Consider the following 16,999-nt stretch of genomic DNA (forward strand, 5'->3'; position numbering starts at 1 on the left):
TCTGTGTAATAATTAAATTTATCTTGAAACTACACCTGCTAAACTTTTTACTGGACCATCTCCCATCATAATTGCTGTATGAGTCATGGCATCAGCAGGAACCATATGCGCTAAAGGTTTTAGGGTAAAAGGAGCTGGACTATTATCTGGGTCTGGCTCAACCGAAACCACTATTGTTTTTCCTTTTAAATCTGTAGGGAATGTTAATCCTGCCAGTGCATTTTGTAAATAATCTTCTCCTGGATAGGCTGGTCCATTATTCGCATCTCCTTTAAACATTGATGTAGCAGCATTATCATCAGCTGCATTCACCGCTGTAAACGTACCTGTTGTAATTGGTGTTCCGTCAAAAACCACCCATCCTTCATATTTCCATCCTGCAGAAAGTGCTGGAAGATTTAGGCCAGCTACTGGACTTCCACTAGAGTTATCTAAAAACCAAACACCGCTCTCTTCATTGGTATCATCTGTATCAGTTGGTGTTGCTAAAATATATTTCCCTGAAGACGTACTAAAATCTCCAACAATACCATTAGAATTTACATTGGCTTCGTCTCCTGAAAAATCACCTGCTAAAACTTTGGTAGCTGCTGGTGCTGGGTCTGGATCTACAGCTGGCTCAATAGAAAGGACAAAAGTGGTTGCCTTTTCTAGTTGCTCACTATCCACAGTGAATATTTGAGGAAAACTTACTGAAGAAAATGTTCCTGTAGAAACAGGACTTCCATCAACTATAATCCACCCCTCGTACACATAGTCTGTACCTAAGGCTTCCAATCCATCAAGATTTAAAGTCAATCTTGAAGTTTTTACTGGGTTATCATCATCACTACATGAAACCGTTAAAAATCCTAAAGCTATAACAGCTAAAATTACTTTTCTTATCATCATATTAATTTTTTAATGTTATTTAATACTACAAAATTAAAGGCTGATGATTTTATAAAATGTTAGCTACCTAACACTAAGCTGTTTTTTTGTGAATTCTTATTTCTTTTCTGTTAAATTCTATGATATTTTCTTCTTTAAGTTCGTTTAGAAGAATATTTAAAGTAGGTCTAGAAGTACCAATTAAAGAGGCAATATCTCTTTGAGTATAAGGATGCTGAATAACTTTATCTCCTGTTTTTTCGCAATCATATCCAAAATCTGTACATAACTCTTCTAGAAACTCAATCAATCTAGTTTTGGCATCTTTAAATAATAGAATCTGCAAGCGTCTTTCTAACCTTTTTAGTTTAAAACCAATAAGCTTATATATTTTTAAACTAAACGTTTGATTGTCTCTCATTAAATCATGCATAGTATCTACCCCTACAGGGCAAATACTTGTTGCATTATCAACAGATTGAGCAAATTCTTCCCTTTTAGACTCTCCCAAAATAGCGGTTTCTCCAAACAACTCGCCTCGGGTTAAAATAGCTTTTACCACCTCGGTACCATCTTCATTATAATAACCAATCTTAACTTTTCCCTTTTCTATTAAATAGACTTTATTAGCTGAATCTTCTTCAAAGTAGATATAATCTTTCTTTCTGTAAGAGTCGAAATCGTGATTTACCTTGTAGGCTTTAAACTTATGTGGACATAAGACTTTAAAAAGATTTACGTCATCAAAAAACCAAAACGATTTCATTGCATATTTTTTTATTTGTTAGTTGCTAGATTAGGTCGGTAACCCCCTTTTAATCTTACAAAAAGACATAAAAAAAACCTCTTATTAAGAGGTTATTGTTTTATTATTCTTCTTCATCTGATTTTTCAACTTCATCATCGTGATCTAAAAAGCCTAACATATCATGCTGGTATAACAGATTATACCACTGAATTACCTTTTTAATGTCACTAGCATAAACTCTATCTTCATCATAATCAGGTAGCACATCAAAGAAATACGCTTCTAGTTTATCTTTACTATCTTTTGATTTCACAGAGGTTGGTTGTCCATTCTCCTTTTCTTTAATCTTCTTAAAGACCTCTTTTAAAGGAATTTCTTCTGCCAAGGTATAGATAGCTATTTCACTTAGCACACTAACATTGGTTTGAATACCAACCGAAATTCTTTTTTTATCTAATAAAGATTCTGCCACAAAGCCCCCACGTGTTTGAGCTATTAGCTTGTATAAACCCGGTTTCCCAGAAATTGAAAGTACTTTATCTAAACTCATATTATTTTTTTGAGAGGCGCAAATATCTAGTGTTTATTATTGTATTGCAAATATTATCGTTTCTTTTTTAGATCAGGAAAACGCATTCTGTAGTCTACATTTATTTTACCTTTTGAAATATTATTAAGCCTACCTTTAATTAATCGCTTTTTTAAGCTTGACAGTTTGTCTGTAAACAAAATACCTTCAATATGATCGTATTCATGTTGAATAACGCGTGCAATTAGTCCGTTAAAAGTTTCTGTGTGTTTTTCAAAACTCTCATCGTAGTATTCTATGGTAATTTCTGGTTTTCTAAAGACATCTTCCCTAACATCTGGAATACTTAAACAGCCTTCGTTAAATGCCCATTCATCTCCTTCTTCATCTAGAATAGTAGCATTAATAAACACACGTTTAAAGTCTTTTAATTGTGCTTGCTCCTCTGCACTTAATTGTTCGTCTTCAGCAAAAGGTTCTGTATCTACAAGAAATATTCTAATAGGTAAGCCTATTTGAGGTGCCGCTAAACCAACGCCATAGGCGCCGTACATAGTCTCAAACATGTTCTCTAAAAGTGTATCAAGTTTAGGATAATCCTCAGTAATTTCTTTAGCTTTCTTTTTTAAAACAGGGTCGCCGTATGCTACAATGGGTAAAATCATAAAAAATATTGCTTTTACTGTGGCAAAAATACAACCAATAATTTAATGAATGTAATTACTTTGAATATAAATAGCTTTGTAGAATAAGTGTAGCACTAATTTCATCAACTAAAGCTTTATTTTGTCTGTCTTTCTTTTTCAAACCACTATCAATCATAGTTTGAAAAGCCATTTTAGAAGTAAAACGTTCATCAACTCTTTCAATGGGAATATTCGGGATTTCCTTTTGTAAAACTTTAAGAAAACTAAGGATATGCACCTCACTCTCAGAAGCAGTATTATCCATTTGCTTTGGCTCCCCTACCAAAAATAGTTCAACTTCCTCTTTACTAGTGTAATCTTGTAAAAAATTTATTAACTCTTTTGTAATTACTGTAGTTAGACCAGATGCAATAATCTGTAATTCATCGGTTACTGCTAATCCTGTTCTTTTAGTACCGTAATCAATTGCTAAAATGCGTGCCATTTATTTTTTACAAAAACAACTCATTGAAAAAGCCGCAATTAGCGGCTTTTATTTATTTACTAAGGTACATTTTTCTTCTAGAATACAAATCGTAAAATTCATCGTCTTTTAAACTATCTATAAATAAGATACTTTCTCCTGTACTCTTCATCTCAGGCCCTAATGTTTTATCTACATTCGGGAATTTATTGAAAGAGAATACGGGTTGCTTAATAGCATAACCTTCTAATTGAGGATTAAAATTAAAGTCTTTAACCTTCTTCTCTCCAAGCATCAATTTAGTAGCGTAATTCACATAAGGTTCTCCATATGCTTTTGCAATGAATGGAACCGTTCTAGAAGCTCTTGGGTTAGCCTCTATAATGTAAACCACATCATCTTTAACTGCAAACTGGATATTTATTAAACCTACGGTGTTAAGCGCTAAAGCAATCTTCTTTGTATGGTCTTTTATTTGTTGCATTACAAACTCACCCAAATTAAATGGCGGTAAAGTTGAATTACTATCACCAGAATGAATACCACAAGGCTCAATATGCTCCATGATACCAATAATATAAACCTCTTCACCATCACAAATGGCATCTGCTTCGGCTTCAATAGCACCTTCTAAATAATGGTCTAATAGTAATTTATTGTTAGGAATTTTATTTAAAAGACCTACCACATGTTCTTCCAGTTCCTTTTCATTAATAACAATCTTCATACCTTGCCCACCTAGTACGTATGATGGTCTCACAAGAATTGGAAAATCTAATTCTTTAGCCACAACTAAGGCTTCATCGGCGGTTTCAGCAGTATCAAATTTTGGATAAGGAATTCCGTTTTCTTTTAAAAGCGTTGAAAAACTTCCTCTATCTTCAGCTAAATCTAATGATTGAAAGCTTGTACCAATGATTTTAACACCATATCTATCTAGTTTTTCAGCTAGCTTTAGAGCTGTTTGACCTCCCAATTGAACAATAACACCTTCTGGTTTTTCATGTTTTATGATGTCATAAATATGTTCCCAGAAAACAGGTTCGAAATATAACTTATCGGCTGTATCAAAATCTGTAGAAACCGTTTCTGGGTTACAGTTAATCATAATAGTTTCATAACCACACTCTTTAGCGGCATAAACTCCATGAACACAACAGTAGTCAAACTCAATACCTTGACCAATTCGGTTTGGACCAGAACCTAAAACAATAATTTTCTTCTTATCTGTAACAACACTTTCATTATCGGCATATCGGTTCCCGTCAGCCGTTTCCATATCGCTTTCAAAAGTAGAGTAATAATAAGGTGTTAGAGCCTTAAATTCTGCTGCACAAGTATCAACTAATTTATAAACGCGATTAACACCCATTTCCTCTCGCTTATTGTATACCTGACTTTCTAAACAACCAAGCATATGGGCTATTTGTCTGTCTCCATAGCCTTTTTGTTTGGCTTCTAGCATCAATGGCTTTTCAATAGTATCAATATTAAAGGTAGAAATTTCCTTTTCTAAGAAATATAGCTCTTCGTATTGCTTTAAGAACCACATATCTATCTTAGTAATTTCGTGAATTCTACTTAACGGAATTCCCATTTTAATGGCATCGTAAATAGTGAATACACGGTCCCAAGAAGCATAAGTTAATTTTTCTATTACCTTATCATAGTTAGTGTTTTCCTTACCATCAGCTCCCAGTCCATTACGCTTAATTTCTAGAGACTGAGTAGCTTTATGTAATGCTTCTTGGAATGAACGCCCAATACCCATTACCTCTCCAACAGCTTTCATTTGGAGTCCGAGAGTTCTATCAGAACCTTCAAACTTATCAAAATTCCAACGTGGTATTTTTACAATAACATAATCTAATGTTGGCTCAAATAATGCCGACGTAGATTTTGTAATTTGGTTGCTCAATTCATCAAGATGATATCCTAGAGCTAATTTGGTTGCAATTTTAGCAATAGGATACCCCGTTGCTTTACTTGCCAATGCCGAAGAACGCGATACACGAGGATTTATTTCAATAGCAATGATATCTTCTTTTTCATCTGGACTTACCGCAAACTGTACATTACATCCACCTGCAAAATCACCTATACTACGCATCATATGAATAGCCATATCACGCATTTTTTGGTAGGTTCTATCACTTAAAGTCATTGCTGGAGCTACCGTAATAGAATCTCCTGTATGGATTCCCATGGGGTCCATATTCTCAATAGAACAAATAATAACAACATTATCATTAGAATCTCTTAACAACTCCAACTCATACTCTTTCCACCCAAGCAATGCCTTATCTATCATGACCTCATGGATAGGCGAAATTTCTAGTCCGTGACGTAATAACTTATCAAAGTCCTTTTCATCATAAACAATAGCGGCACCTGCTCCTCCTAAAGTAAACGAAGAACGAATACATAATGGAAAACCAAATTCCTGAGCAATTTCTTTTCCTTTTAAGAACGAAGAAGCCGTTGCCTGAGGAGCCATTCCTACGCCTATCTTTTCCATTAACTCTCTAAACTGTTCTCTATCTTCTGTAATATTAATGGCGTCAATATTTACACCTATAAGCTCTACACCAAAATCTTCCCAAATACCTTTTTCATCAGCTTCAATACAAAGGTTTAATGCGGTTTGCCCTCCCATGGTTGGTAGAACAGCATCAATTTGTGGATGTTCTTTTAAAATCTTAACAATCGATTTTGTTGTTAATGGTAATAAATAAACATGATCTGCCATTGACGGATCTGTCATAATTGTTGCAGGATTGGAATTAATCAAAATTGTTTCTATTCCATCTTCTCTTAACGATCGCAATGATTGTGACCCAGAATAATCGAACTCACATGCTTGCCCAATAACAATAGGACCTGAACCAATAATTAGTATAGATTTTAAATTTGGATTTTTTGGCATTTTTTTAGTATTCTAGTGTAAATAAATTAGTTGCAAAAATAGTAATTAGAAAACATAAAAAAAGGCGCTACACTTAAGCAACACCTTTAATTTATAAACAATTGTTAATCATTATTTTTTATGTCTTGTTTCAGATGATACAGACAATTTTTTTCTTCCCTTAGCTCTTCTACGGGCAAGTACTTTTCTTCCATTAGCAGAAGCCATTCTTTCTCTGAAACCGTGTTTGTTTCTTCTCTTTCTTTTTGATGGTTGAAACGTTCTTTTACTCATTGCTTATATCTTTAAATATCTGAAATGTATTTTTAACTCAATCTTGACCCTTGTTCAAAACTGGGTGCAAATATACAAAGCTTTTTCATTTCACAAACCTATTTTAAAAATATTTTTTAAAGAAGTTAAAAGAAAAATTTAGTTTCTTTGCATTTTAAAACAAAAGTGCCTTTATAGCGCTTTTTCAGAAACTTTTATTTCAAAAAAATTAACTAAAATGTACCACAAATTCATAAAACTTATAATAGCAGTAGGAACTATAACGTATGCCGTATATCAATTTACACAAGGTGAAATTGGCAATGGTATTGCTTTACTTTTATTATCTGGTGTATTTATATTTCTTTATTTTAAAAACGAAATTATTTTATTGGCTTTTTTAAGATTACGAAAACAGGATTTTGTTGGTGCTAAAAAATGGTTAGATAAAATAAAGAATCCTGAAAGTGCTTTAGTGAAAAAGCAACAAGGATATTATAATTATTTACATGGATTGATGGTGATGCAGGATAATATGAATGATGCCGAAAAATACTTTAAAAAAGCCGTTAGTTTGGGATTATCTATGAAACATGATTTAGCTATGGCAAAATTGAATCTGGCAGGTATAGCATTTTCTAAACGTAGGAAACGTGAAGCTCAACAGTTATTAACTGAAGCTCAAAAACTAGATAAACATGGGATGCTTACAGAGCAAATAAAAATGATGAAGCAAAACATGAAGCAAGCCGTTGGCCCTAATCAACATTTTGGAGCTGGTGGCTCTTTGAGGTCTCAAAAAAGAAGAAGTAAATAGTAATTTACTTGTCACCCTGAAGTTGTTTCAGGGTCTTACAACTAACTTTCAATTATGAGATATGAAACATCCTGATTGCTAATGGGACAGTACAACAAAGGTTAGTTCAGCATTCCAAAACAACTAATCTTGTCATCCCGAACTTGTTTCGGGATCTAAAGGCTCCCAAAGGTTATTCCAATTAGGGTTAACACTTTCAATCAAGTTAACTTTCCATTCTCTATGCCAATTCTTTAACTGCTTTTCACGTTTTATAGCTTCTTCAATATATTGAAACTCCTCATAATACACAAGCATTTTCAACTTGTACTTTGAAGTAAACAAACTACCTCTACCTTCTACATGTCTTTCCATTCTATCATCTAAGCCAGCAGTAACTCCTATATACAAAACTCCTTTTGGTTTATTAGTTATAACATAAACCCAATAATTATGATAAGCACGTTTAACCATTTATAAATTTTGTTTGAAACCAAATAAATATAAAAATTTGTTGATTAGGAAATGAAATAGATACTGAAATAAATTCAGCATGACAAGAAAAGCTGAACTGTCTTTCCAAACTTATTTCGGAATCTAAAGACACCTAATATAATCCTACATCTTAGCTAAACATTAATTAAACTTTTAATCCTATTTTTTTTACATTTTATCCAATCGACTAATTTTAATAGCCTAATACTAATTCGTTTACTTAAATTTGGCTTCCCCTTTTTACCATCATTGATTTCTATTGCTCTAACAACGTCCACTATGGTAAACTTATTAGAAAATATCGTTAAAAAATCACGTTCTTTATACAATACAGCCAAGTTAGGTGCACTAACTATAATTACAGCAGCATCAATGAATCAAGCCCTCGCTCAAGAAGGAAGCGGACATATTACCTTTAATACAGGAGACGATACAGAAATTTCTGAAAATCTAGTAAATGCTCAAGCAGAAAAAATTGCAGGAGATAATATTGGCACTACATATGATTTAATTGGATTAACTAACGATAGATTCCCTTTTGGCCCATGGATAACCTTAAGCAATAACGAATTCGAATTAGGAAAAGATTACTTATTAAAGAAAAATCCACACAGTGAATTTAACTTAGTAGCTTTAACTGAATTACTTCAAAACCAACCAGCTAAAATTTTTGATATGACAGGAAGACAAGTAGCAGTAGCAGAACCTGTAAGCCAATCAGGAAATAAAACTGAAATTTATGCAAACTTAAGTCATTTAAGTAATGGAACGTATATTGTTCAAGTTGGAAATAACGCAATTAAATTTGTAAAAAATAGTTCTTTTGCAGATGGACCTGATGGTATTTCAGGAAGTTTTTCAAATAATATTAATTCAAATAGTGTACAAGCAAGAAACTCTTTTGGTAAAAATATAAGTGCAAAAACGAATAATCAACTAACAGGAAATGAAAATTATGATATTACTTGGGATGAAATTGATTTACCAGGAAACAGCAAAGTGTTAGCAGGAAATCAATTAGTTGAAGTAACTGATGGAACTGATAATGAACTAAGTATTGATATGGTTCTTGAGAAAAACGAGACAGCAGATATCGCATTTGAGGGAATTTCAGCAGCAGGAACACCAAAAAGCAATGTTATTTATACATTAACTAAAATAAATAATCCTTCAATCACCTATCAAATTACTGAACCAAGTACACAAGCTATTTTTTCAAACGTAGAAGTTCTAGATAATGTAAATGGAGATGAATATAATTTAAACATTCAAGCAGTTGATGGTAGTGAAGCACCAACAGACATCACCTTAACAATTTTTCAAGATGAAGCTTTAGAAGGAGGAGAAGTAGTAAATGGATCCCAACAAGCAATGTTTAATGATTTTAATCCATTTCAGCAAGTTACAGTAAAAACAATCAATACAACTTCACTAGGACAAGAAGCAAATATTAATGTTTATATGAAAAACACAAGCGACGATAGCGTTATTGAAATGGTTAACAGCGGAAATAATGGAGAATCTACATTTAGTGCACCAGAATTAACAGATGTTTACTTTGCTGTAGAAGGAACTGAAAGCAGTTTAGATATTTACAAAACTTCAAGAGGAACATATAGCGTTCCAGAAATTACAAACGTTTCACAACAAGATACATTATTATATTATTCTGTGAGGTCTAAACCAGTAATTGACGGTTCAGAAATAGATCCAGTCACATTAATGGAGTACAAAGTTTCACAATATAACACAGAATATTTAAGATCAAGTGATGAAATTTTCCTAGAAGAAACTCCGGAAAAATCAGTCATAGTTGGACATGCCAGTGATTTTTCAAGCGCAGTAGGAATAGGAGGGTGGGATTTTACTTCAACAACCCCTTTTAACCAACCAACTGCAGATCAAATTAATCAATATCAAATTTTTGAACCAAATAGAGAAACATTTGATGGAATTATTGGAGTAAATGGAAATCAATTTGGAACATCGACAGTAACTTCAGGAAAAATCTTAGATAATGGTTATACAATCACATTTACTGGGGAAATTAACTTCGATGGCATATCTGAAAATAGTAATCATCATGAATTAGGGGATTTGTTGAACGTGCCTCAAAGAACAGGAATTACATCTAGAAATCCAGATCCAACTCAAAGCGTACCAATAACTGAAGAAGATGCAAAAAGTATCAATTATTGGTATGAAGACGGTAATAGAGCATATAATAGTTTTGATAATAATAAGCCTCATAATTATTCACAATTAGAAACTATTGAAAATCAATAAACTCTGATACCGTTTTGAGCATTTGCATCAGTTAAAGCATCATCATAAATATCATAATTGTTTATTGTATATGCATAACAACAAGCTTGGTCATATACTCCAGCATATGCTTGTGCAGCAACTGAAACTGTTTCTACACAATTTTGATTATAGTCTTGCCAATAATCATTTCCTGATTGCAAAATATCAGAACAACCATTAGTGCTAGTTATTCCAGAAGAACCATAATCACAAACTTCAAAACCATATTCACAGTATAAAGATGATGGATTATACACAATGTTTTGATCTACAGAAGATTCACACCAAGGATCTCCTTGTTCTATACTATTTTCTGGATTACATCTAAAATAAGTATTTAATAATTGATTTGTATTTATTTCAGTTACATTTAATATCAATGCATTTCCTTGAGGTGTTGTTGATAAGAAACACTCTAAGTTTGAATCACTTATATCATTTGGTCCTGCATCGCAATCTAATTCATTACAGAAATATTCTTCTGAACAAACAGTGTTTTTCTCAAAGTATTGTGCTGAAATACCACAACCAAATTCTCCACAAGCTTCTGCTCCACAACCAAATTGATTACATTCTCCAAACTGTTGGCAACTACCCTCATCTACGGAAATATCTGGAATCGTATGACTTCTTGTTTCTGCAATACAACTTGGAGTAATAGTGCAATCTCCACCATGATAACTTGTAATTGTTGTTTCTATATATGAAGTACATACTTCTTGACAATTCATTGAATTACCATCAGCATCTTTTTGGCAAAGAGCTTTACATCCAGAACCAACGTATTCTTTTCTAGTAACCTCTTGACAATTATTTGTATCAGCAACACTACAAGATTCATCAAGTAAGTAATAATTACTATTGTCAACTATTTCAGGAACTGAAGAGTCCAATGATGCAGATAAATCACACAATAATTTTTGTCACCCTGAAGTTGTTTCAGGGTCTTACAACTAACTTTCAATTATTTAGATGCTGAAACGAGTTCAGCATGACAATATGATTATTAATTAACATTATAATACCCTTCCTTAGGTATTTCTATCTCGTAAAGTTTTCTAGATTTATTATTGAGGTGCTTTTCGCGTAACCAAGGGTTATGAAGCTTTAATATTTTGTAATTAATTCCAAACTTATTAGCAAACTTTGAAAAATCAGTTACTGCTGTATCAACTTCCACTTTAAAAGTTGGGATATTGCTATATAAATCTTTATCTCTAAAATTAAAGCCGTATTTATCAGGATTTGATAAAATTTCTTTCAAGGCAACAATTCTAAATACATAACGGCCGGTTTCTTCACCCAATAACAAATCATAATAATCTGATACATTTTGCTCTCCCAAACGACGAGCAATACCAGCTTTACCCCCATTATAAGCCGCTGCTGCTAAGGTCCAAGAACCTAAACTTTCTTTAGCTTCCAGTAAGTATTTACAAGCTACTTCTGTTGCTTTTTCTAAATGATAACGTTCATCTACATTGTCATTCACCTCCAACCCATTTTCTCTACCAGTAGCTTTCATAATTTGCCAAACACCTCTGGCTCCTGCCGGAGAAACAGCATTGGTTAAACCACTTTCAATAACTGCTAAATACTTAAAATCATCTGGCACACCATGTTTTGCCAAAATAGGCTCTATTATTGGAAAATACTTTTTAGAACGTTTAAACATCAATAACCCATTAGATTGCCAATACGTATTTACTAGCAACTCTCTATCCATACGTTCTAAAATATCAGGGTTTCCTAAAGGCATTGGTTCTCCTGCAAATTCCAAATCATTAGGAACCTGTAATGCATAAACGTTATAATCGTTTATTAATTTTGTTTCAAAATTCTCATCTGTAGGTGCGTCTTGGAGGGCATAAATAAATATAATACATAAACTTAACAATCCCACGCACGCTAAAAGGCGTTCTACTAGCTTCATCATTAAAAGTTTTGCTTAAAATTATAAAAAATCGACTAATTTTCTAGAATAATGTCCGTTAAATGTGCATTAAACCATCTGTATCTATTTATGATCATGATATGGGTTCCATTAGGTATTGTAATACAGTTATTAATATTGCTGATTGGAAAAACAGGGTCTTTATCTCCATGAATATGAACAATCCCATCAATTGGTTCTTGTTGATTCCAACCTATCATATTCTTTATGGCCCAACTTAAATATTTATTATCATTTACTGAAAGGAACTTTTTATATAGTTTTAACCTTTTGGTAAAGTTTTTTCCAAAAGCATATTTTTCTAAAATATCAATTTTACTTGCCAATTGTGTTGGCAGTAACTTATAGGCCCTAGTAGAATTAGCTAATTGCATGTGCTTTGGTATTTCATTTCTAGACTTTACGCTTGAAACAATGATGAGCTTTTTTATTTTTAAAAATTTGCTCATTTCCTGAACCAAAACTCCTCCAAATGAAACTCCTAATAATACTACATTTTCATGACGTACACTTTGTGTCATCCTAATAGCGTAATCACTAAGTAATTCATCTTCAACAGGAAGTATCCATTCTAGGTAGTGCAGTTTAAATTTGTCTTTGGGCAATTTAATATTTTCAAAAATTAAAGGACTTGCAGCCATTCCTGGCATTAAATAAACATGTATTAACTCTTGACTCATAAGGTATTAACTTAAGTTTTTCTTTACACTAACGTTTTTTTTTAGTAATTTTGCACTAAAGACCAGACACAAACCTTGTTTGCCTGTCGAATTCTCCGCTTAAATTAAAAAATTTATACAAATGGTTGATGTTGCTGAATTAACAGATAATGATTTTTTACGCCAATTTGAAATTAAAGTAGATAACCAATTAGCAAAAATTGAATATTCTTTACAAGAGCGTAAAATATTTTTAACTAAACTAATTATTCCTGAAGAAATTAAGGACGAGGAATTTAAAAAAGAATTTATTGCTGCTGTTTTTGAACAAATTGGAGAGCGCAATTTAAGCGTTGTTCCTACAAGTCCTGAAATAGCGAGATTTGTTAGAGCTAACCGAAAGTACAAACGTATGTTACCTGTAGGTGTTAGAATCTAACTTTTGAAAAAAATCAAAAAAAAAATCCGAAGCCTGAAAACTTCGGATTTTTATTATCAATAATTTTGGATATTATCTGATACTTTGAGAAAAAGTGAATTTTGCTGTGTACTCAAAACAAGATATCCATTAGAACTCAACAAATATACCTCGTCTAAATCATTTTGAGTAAGTGATATTGTATTATCATCTATGGCATTCCATTTGAATTCTGAGATACTTGAAGTAGTCTCAGTTGAGCTAAATGTATTTGTATTTATACTCAAACCAGTATTGTTGGAAGCAAAAATCAGCTTGTAAGTACTGTTATAATCTTTATTAAAATCGGTTCTTTCCCAAACCCCTACTATATTATCAAATCTATTTATCTCATCTTTTGAACAAGAAGAAATCACAAGCATTATAAAAAGAAAGGGTAGTACTAAGGATAAGTTTTTCATAATTTGGGGCTTAACTTACAATATCAAATGTATCTCAAGCCTAACGTCTGTACCTAATAAAATCGTTTAAATTCAAGAAACTACGTTTTTCAGTGTATTATTATGCCTTTCACTTCCGTTAATAGCTTGCAAAAATTCAAACCGCACCAAACCATCGTCATCTATTTTAGTTAGTTCTACTGTATGTAATGTATTCACCAGCTCAGGATTCCAAGGAGTTTTTACCTTTACATAGTTCTCTGTAAAACCATTAATGAAGCCTTCTTTATTTTCACTTTCAAACAACACGGTTCTGATACTTCCTATTTGACTTTCATAAAATGCCCGACGCTTTTTAACCGATAAACCTCTTAACATTTTACTTCGTTTTGAGCGTACTTTATTGGGTACTACTCCATTTAATTTTATAGCTTCAGTATTATCTCTTTCTGAATACGTGAACACATGTAAATATGAAATATCCAACTCATTTAAGAAATTATATGTCTCTAAAAAGTGTTCATCTGTTTCTCCTGGAAAACCAACTATAACATCAACACCAATACAAGCATGAGGCATCACTTCTTTTATTTTAGAAACCCTATCAATATAAAGTTCTTTCAAATAACGCCTCTTCATTTTCTTTAATATTTCATTACTACCACTTTGCAATGGTATATGAAAATGGGGCACAAAAGCTCTTGACTTAGCAACCAAATCTATAGTTTCATTTTTCAAAAGATTTGGTTCAATAGAGGATATACGTAAACGCTCAATTCCCTCAACCTCATCTAATTGGGTTACTAAATCCAAAAAGGTGTGTGCATGCCTTTTATTACCAAATTCACCCTTGCCGTAGTCACCAATATTAACCCCTGTTAATACAATTTCCTTTATATTTTGAGCTGAAATATCACGGGCATTTTTTAATACATTATCCATGGTATCACTTCGTGAAATACCACGTGCCAACGGAATAGTACAATAAGTACATTTATAATCACAACCGTCTTGAACTTTCAAAAAAGCTCTGGTTCTATCTCCTATAGAATATGACCCTACGTAGAAATCAACTTCTTCAATTTCACATGAATGCACTTCACCAAAATCGTTTTTGGTAAGATCATTCAAATAATCAGTAATCTTAAATTTTTCAGTGGCTCCCAAAACCAAATCTACACCGTCAACATCTGCTAACTGTTGTGGTTTTAGTTGTGCATAACAACCTACAGCTGCAATAAAAGCTTTGTCATTAGCCTTCTGCGCTTGTTTTACAATAGTTTTAAAACGTTTATCGGCATTTTCTGTAACTGAACAAGTATTGATGACATAAATATCTGCTTTTTCAGAAAAATCTACACGGTCAAAGCCTTCACTTTTAAAGCTTCTAGCAATAGTTGAAGTTTCGGAAAAGTTAAGCTTACAACCTAAGGTATAAAATGCAACTTTTTGGTTCATTATATTTTGTAGTCCTTAACTTGTTTTGGGACCAATTAAAATTTATATTTACCTTTAAAAGACTGCAAATTTACAACTAATAAGTTAAATGATAAAACACTTAAAAAATCAAATAAAAACCTGTTTATCAGTTAGTTGTATGGTGATTTTGGTTTTTTCGTGCAAAAAGAACTCAAAAATATATGAAGACCACCTTGTATTCAGATACAATGAGTACGCCAATATAAACACTTTAGACCCCGCTTTTTCAAGAACACTACAAGATAATTCCGTTAACAATCAGTTGTATAATGGGTTGGTTCAATTAGATGACTCATTGAATATTGAACCTTGTATTGCCAAAAGCTGGTCTATATCTGATGATGCCATTACTTATACTTTTAACTTAAGAAATGATGTGTATTTCCATAAGCACCATTTGTTTGGTGAAGACTCAACCAGAATCGTTGCAGCTCAAGATTTTGTGTATAGCTTAAACAGGCTTAGAGATAAAAATTTAGCGGCTCCCGGAGGCTGGGTTTTAAACAAAGTTGATGATTTTAAAGCGCTTAACGACACTATTTTTCAGATTAAATTAAAACAACCTTTTCCTGCATTTATTGGTTTACTCACCATGAAATATTGTTCGGTAGTACCTAAAGAAATTGTACAGCATTATGGTATTGATTTTAGATCTAGCCCTATAGGAACGGGGCCTTTTAAATTTAAACGATGGGAAGAAAATATCAAACTAGTTCTTAGGAGAAATGAAAATTACTTTGAAAAAGATTCCAAAGGAAATAAACTTCCTTATTTAGAAGCTGTAGCCTTAACTTTTTTACCTGATAAACAAAGTGAATTTTTACAATTTGCTCAGGGTAATATTGATTATGTTTCTGGCTTAGATGCCTCATATAAAGATGAACTCCTAACCAGTTCTGGACAGCTTCGTGAAAAATACCATAAAACCTTGAATATGATTCGTGGCCCCTACTTAAACACAGAGTACCTTGGGTTTTATCTGGATTCCGAAACACCTGAAATACAATCAAAACTCATAAGAAAAGCTATTAATTACGGTTTTGATAGAAAGAAAATGATGCTATATCTTAATAATGGTGTAGGCAACCCTGCAAATGGTGGTTTCATTCCTATTGGACTCCCTGGATATAGTAAGGCTGCAGGTTTTACATACCAACCAAAAAAGGCCAAACAACTTGTAGAACAATTTAAAAACGAAAGTGGCATTTTTAATCCTGAAATTACCCTGGTTACTACTAGTAATTATTTGAGTTTTTGCGAGTATATTCAGCGTGAGCTAGAAAAAGCTGGTTTAACCATTCATGTTGATGTTATGCCTGAAGCTTCATTACGTAGCGCCCGTTCTAATGGTAAAGTTGATATGTTTAGAAGTTCTTGGATAGCAGATTATCTGGATGCCGAAAACTACTTATCTATTTTCTACAGTAAGAATTTTGCCCCTAATGGCTCTAATTACTTTCATTTTAAAAGTGATACTGTTGATAGCCTTTATAACAAAGCCTTTACCATCACTGATATTAATAAGCGTAAACTTATTTACAAAACCATCGATTCTTTAGCAATGGATCATGCTATTATGGTGCCACTGTATTATGATGAAGTAATTCGTTTTACCAGAAAAAATGTAAACGGATTAGGTATTAACCCAATTAATTTACTGGATTTGAGACGTGTTAAAAAAGACTAAACATCCTCTGGATTTTTACCTATATCTTGAATTTCGTCTTTTACAACTATTACTGATTTTTTCCATTTATTTTCTAAAATGATATAGAATCCCCAAACAGCAAGCAACCCTGCAGGAATTCCTAGTAAATTCCAACCAAAACTATTATCCCAGTTTATACCCCATTCAAATAATAAATCTAAAAGTGCTAATATAATTCCTAGCACAAAAGCAGCAACATAATAAACCACTACACTTAAAATAGCGTACAGCCATTTGTTATGATTGTATTCATTTGATAAATCATAAAAACGCTTTCCAATAAAATAGACAAGTAATAATCCTAACAT

General features: G+C 32.6%; 18 protein-coding genes. 4 read left to right on the forward strand and 14 right to left on the reverse strand.

Going from position 1 to position 16,999, the window contains the following annotated elements; all coding sequences use genetic code 11:
* Positions 1-18: 18 nt before the first annotated feature.
* From E1J38_RS11175 to rpmH, 7 genes are all read right to left on the reverse strand, one after another.
* Positions 19-891: an anti-sigma factor gene (locus E1J38_RS11175; protein ID WP_133356907.1), complete on the reverse strand. Its 873-nt coding sequence runs from the start codon at positions 889-891 to the stop codon at positions 19-21.
* Positions 892-964: 73 nt separating this feature from the next.
* Positions 965-1,636, reverse strand: coding sequence for a Crp/Fnr family transcriptional regulator (locus tag E1J38_RS11180; RefSeq protein ID WP_133356906.1), 672 nt, complete (start codon positions 1,634-1,636; stop codon positions 965-967).
* Positions 1,637-1,739: 103 nt separating this feature from the next.
* Positions 1,740-2,168 carry a DUF5606 family protein gene (locus tag E1J38_RS11185; protein WP_133356904.1) on the reverse strand — a complete coding sequence of 143 codons (429 nt, stop codon included), beginning with the start codon at positions 2,166-2,168 and terminating at the stop codon, positions 1,740-1,742.
* 53 nt (positions 2,169-2,221) lie between these two features.
* The gene (gene def / locus E1J38_RS11190; protein WP_133356902.1) at positions 2,222-2,812 is read right to left on the reverse strand and encodes a peptide deformylase; all 591 of its coding nucleotides are present in this window, start codon (positions 2,810-2,812) and stop codon (positions 2,222-2,224) included.
* 55 nt (positions 2,813-2,867) lie between these two features.
* Positions 2,868-3,278: a Holliday junction resolvase RuvX gene (gene ruvX, locus E1J38_RS11195; protein ID WP_133356900.1), complete on the reverse strand. Its 411-nt coding sequence runs from the start codon at positions 3,276-3,278 to the stop codon at positions 2,868-2,870.
* 52 nt (positions 3,279-3,330) lie between these two features.
* Positions 3,331-6,183 (reverse strand): carbamoyl-phosphate synthase large subunit, encoded by a 2,853-nt coding sequence (gene carB, locus E1J38_RS11200; RefSeq protein WP_133356899.1) that lies wholly within the window; start codon positions 6,181-6,183, stop codon positions 3,331-3,333.
* A 111-nt stretch (positions 6,184-6,294) separates the two neighbouring features.
* Positions 6,295-6,456 carry a 50S ribosomal protein L34 gene (gene rpmH / locus E1J38_RS11205; protein WP_027878648.1) on the reverse strand — a complete coding sequence of 54 codons (162 nt, stop codon included), beginning with the start codon at positions 6,454-6,456 and terminating at the stop codon, positions 6,295-6,297.
* Positions 6,457-6,673: 217 nt separating this feature from the next.
* Here rpmH and E1J38_RS11210 point away from each other — a divergent pair, with 217 nt between their 5' ends.
* Positions 6,674-7,252 carry a tetratricopeptide repeat protein gene (locus tag E1J38_RS11210; protein WP_133356898.1) on the forward strand — a complete coding sequence of 193 codons (579 nt, stop codon included), beginning with the start codon at positions 6,674-6,676 and terminating at the stop codon, positions 7,250-7,252.
* 132 nt (positions 7,253-7,384) lie between these two features.
* On the opposite strand, the gene E1J38_RS11215 is transcribed toward E1J38_RS11210, so the two are convergent.
* A complete protein-coding gene (locus E1J38_RS11215; RefSeq protein ID WP_133356896.1) occupies positions 7,385-7,705 on the reverse strand; it encodes a GIY-YIG nuclease family protein in 321 nt (106 codons plus the stop codon).
* 300 nt (positions 7,706-8,005) lie between these two features.
* Between E1J38_RS11215 and E1J38_RS11220 the strand changes: the two genes are divergently transcribed.
* Positions 8,006-10,012, forward strand: coding sequence for a T9SS type A sorting domain-containing protein (locus E1J38_RS11220; RefSeq protein ID WP_133356894.1), 2,007 nt, complete (start codon positions 8,006-8,008; stop codon positions 10,010-10,012).
* Here E1J38_RS11220 and E1J38_RS11225 read toward each other — a convergent pair.
* The 3 genes from E1J38_RS11225 to E1J38_RS11235 all read right to left on the reverse strand — a co-directional run bounded on the left by E1J38_RS11225 (position 10,006) and on the right by E1J38_RS11235 (position 12,667).
* Positions 10,006-10,947, reverse strand: a complete 942-nt coding sequence (locus tag E1J38_RS11225; protein WP_133356893.1) for a hypothetical protein — start codon at positions 10,945-10,947, stop codon at positions 10,006-10,008. The genes E1J38_RS11220 and E1J38_RS11225 overlap by 7 nt on opposite strands.
* Positions 10,948-11,039: 92 nt before the next feature.
* Positions 11,040-11,966 carry a lytic transglycosylase domain-containing protein gene (locus E1J38_RS11230; RefSeq protein WP_133357037.1) on the reverse strand — a complete coding sequence of 309 codons (927 nt, stop codon included), beginning with the start codon at positions 11,964-11,966 and terminating at the stop codon, positions 11,040-11,042.
* Between the two features lie 35 nt (positions 11,967-12,001).
* Entirely contained in the window at positions 12,002-12,667 is a 666-nt protein-coding gene (locus E1J38_RS11235) for an alpha/beta hydrolase (protein ID WP_133356891.1), read from the reverse strand.
* A gap of 121 nt (positions 12,668-12,788) precedes the next feature.
* On the opposite strand from E1J38_RS11235, the gene E1J38_RS11240 reads away from it, so the two are divergent.
* A complete protein-coding gene (locus E1J38_RS11240) occupies positions 12,789-13,085 on the forward strand; it encodes an N-acetyltransferase (protein ID WP_133356890.1) in 297 nt (98 codons plus the stop codon).
* A 56-nt stretch (positions 13,086-13,141) separates the two neighbouring features.
* Here the strand turns inward: E1J38_RS11240 and E1J38_RS11245 are convergent, their stop codons facing one another.
* Positions 13,142-13,525 (reverse strand): hypothetical protein, encoded by a 384-nt coding sequence (locus tag E1J38_RS11245; protein WP_133356888.1) that lies wholly within the window; start codon positions 13,523-13,525, stop codon positions 13,142-13,144.
* A 72-nt stretch (positions 13,526-13,597) separates the two neighbouring features.
* Positions 13,598-14,962 (reverse strand): tRNA (N(6)-L-threonylcarbamoyladenosine(37)-C(2))-methylthiotransferase MtaB, encoded by a 1,365-nt coding sequence (gene mtaB, locus E1J38_RS11250; RefSeq protein WP_133356886.1) that lies wholly within the window; start codon positions 14,960-14,962, stop codon positions 13,598-13,600.
* A gap of 88 nt (positions 14,963-15,050) precedes the next feature.
* Between mtaB and E1J38_RS11255 the strand changes: the two genes are divergently transcribed.
* Complete coding sequence (locus E1J38_RS11255) at positions 15,051-16,670, forward strand: ABC transporter substrate-binding protein (protein WP_133356884.1); 1,620 nt, start codon at positions 15,051-15,053, stop codon at positions 16,668-16,670.
* Here E1J38_RS11255 and E1J38_RS11260 read toward each other — a convergent pair.
* The gene (locus E1J38_RS11260) at positions 16,667-16,999 is read right to left on the reverse strand and encodes a hypothetical protein (RefSeq protein WP_133356882.1); all 333 of its coding nucleotides are present in this window, start codon (positions 16,997-16,999) and stop codon (positions 16,667-16,669) included. The two genes, E1J38_RS11255 and E1J38_RS11260, sit on opposite strands and share 4 nt — an antisense overlap.

Source organism: Seonamhaeicola sediminis (assembly GCF_004358095.2).
Classification (GTDB): Bacteria; Bacteroidota; Bacteroidia; order Flavobacteriales; family Flavobacteriaceae; genus Seonamhaeicola; species Seonamhaeicola sediminis.

What these genes read in the sequence shown, in the direction of transcription:
- E1J38_RS11215 (WP_133356896.1), bottom strand. Translation starts at nt 7,705, where the DNA reads ATGGTTAAACGTGCTTATCATAATTATTGGGTTTATGTTATAACTAAT.
- E1J38_RS11210 (WP_133356898.1), top strand. Translation starts at nt 6,674, where the DNA reads ATGTACCACAAATTCATAAAACTTATAATAGCAGTAGGAACTATAACG.
- carB (WP_133356899.1), bottom strand. Translation starts at nt 6,183, where the DNA reads ATGCCAAAAAATCCAAATTTAAAATCTATACTAATTATTGGTTCAGGT.
- E1J38_RS11245 (WP_133356888.1), bottom strand. Translation starts at nt 13,525, where the DNA reads ATGAAAAACTTATCCTTAGTACTACCCTTTCTTTTTATAATGCTTGTG.
- E1J38_RS11260 (WP_133356882.1), bottom strand. Translation starts at nt 16,999, where the DNA reads ATGTTAGGATTATTACTTGTCTATTTTATTGGAAAGCGTTTTTATGAT.
- rpmH (WP_027878648.1), bottom strand. Translation starts at nt 6,456, where the DNA reads ATGAGTAAAAGAACGTTTCAACCATCAAAAAGAAAGAGAAGAAACAAA.
- E1J38_RS11180 (WP_133356906.1), bottom strand. Translation starts at nt 1,636, where the DNA reads ATGAAATCGTTTTGGTTTTTTGATGACGTAAATCTTTTTAAAGTCTTA.
- E1J38_RS11185 (WP_133356904.1), bottom strand. Translation starts at nt 2,168, where the DNA reads ATGAGTTTAGATAAAGTACTTTCAATTTCTGGGAAACCGGGTTTATAC.
- mtaB (WP_133356886.1), bottom strand. Translation starts at nt 14,962, where the DNA reads ATGAACCAAAAAGTTGCATTTTATACCTTAGGTTGTAAGCTTAACTTT.
- ruvX (WP_133356900.1), bottom strand. Translation starts at nt 3,278, where the DNA reads ATGGCACGCATTTTAGCAATTGATTACGGTACTAAAAGAACAGGATTA.
- E1J38_RS11220 (WP_133356894.1), top strand. Translation starts at nt 8,006, where the DNA reads ATGGTAAACTTATTAGAAAATATCGTTAAAAAATCACGTTCTTTATAC.
- E1J38_RS11255 (WP_133356884.1), top strand. Translation starts at nt 15,051, where the DNA reads ATGATAAAACACTTAAAAAATCAAATAAAAACCTGTTTATCAGTTAGT.
- E1J38_RS11235 (WP_133356891.1), bottom strand. Translation starts at nt 12,667, where the DNA reads ATGAGTCAAGAGTTAATACATGTTTATTTAATGCCAGGAATGGCTGCA.
- E1J38_RS11175 (WP_133356907.1), bottom strand. Translation starts at nt 891, where the DNA reads ATGATGATAAGAAAAGTAATTTTAGCTGTTATAGCTTTAGGATTTTTA.
- E1J38_RS11240 (WP_133356890.1), top strand. Translation starts at nt 12,789, where the DNA reads ATGGTTGATGTTGCTGAATTAACAGATAATGATTTTTTACGCCAATTT.
- def (WP_133356902.1), bottom strand. Translation starts at nt 2,812, where the DNA reads ATGATTTTACCCATTGTAGCATACGGCGACCCTGTTTTAAAAAAGAAA.
- E1J38_RS11230 (WP_133357037.1), bottom strand. Translation starts at nt 11,966, where the DNA reads ATGAAGCTAGTAGAACGCCTTTTAGCGTGCGTGGGATTGTTAAGTTTA.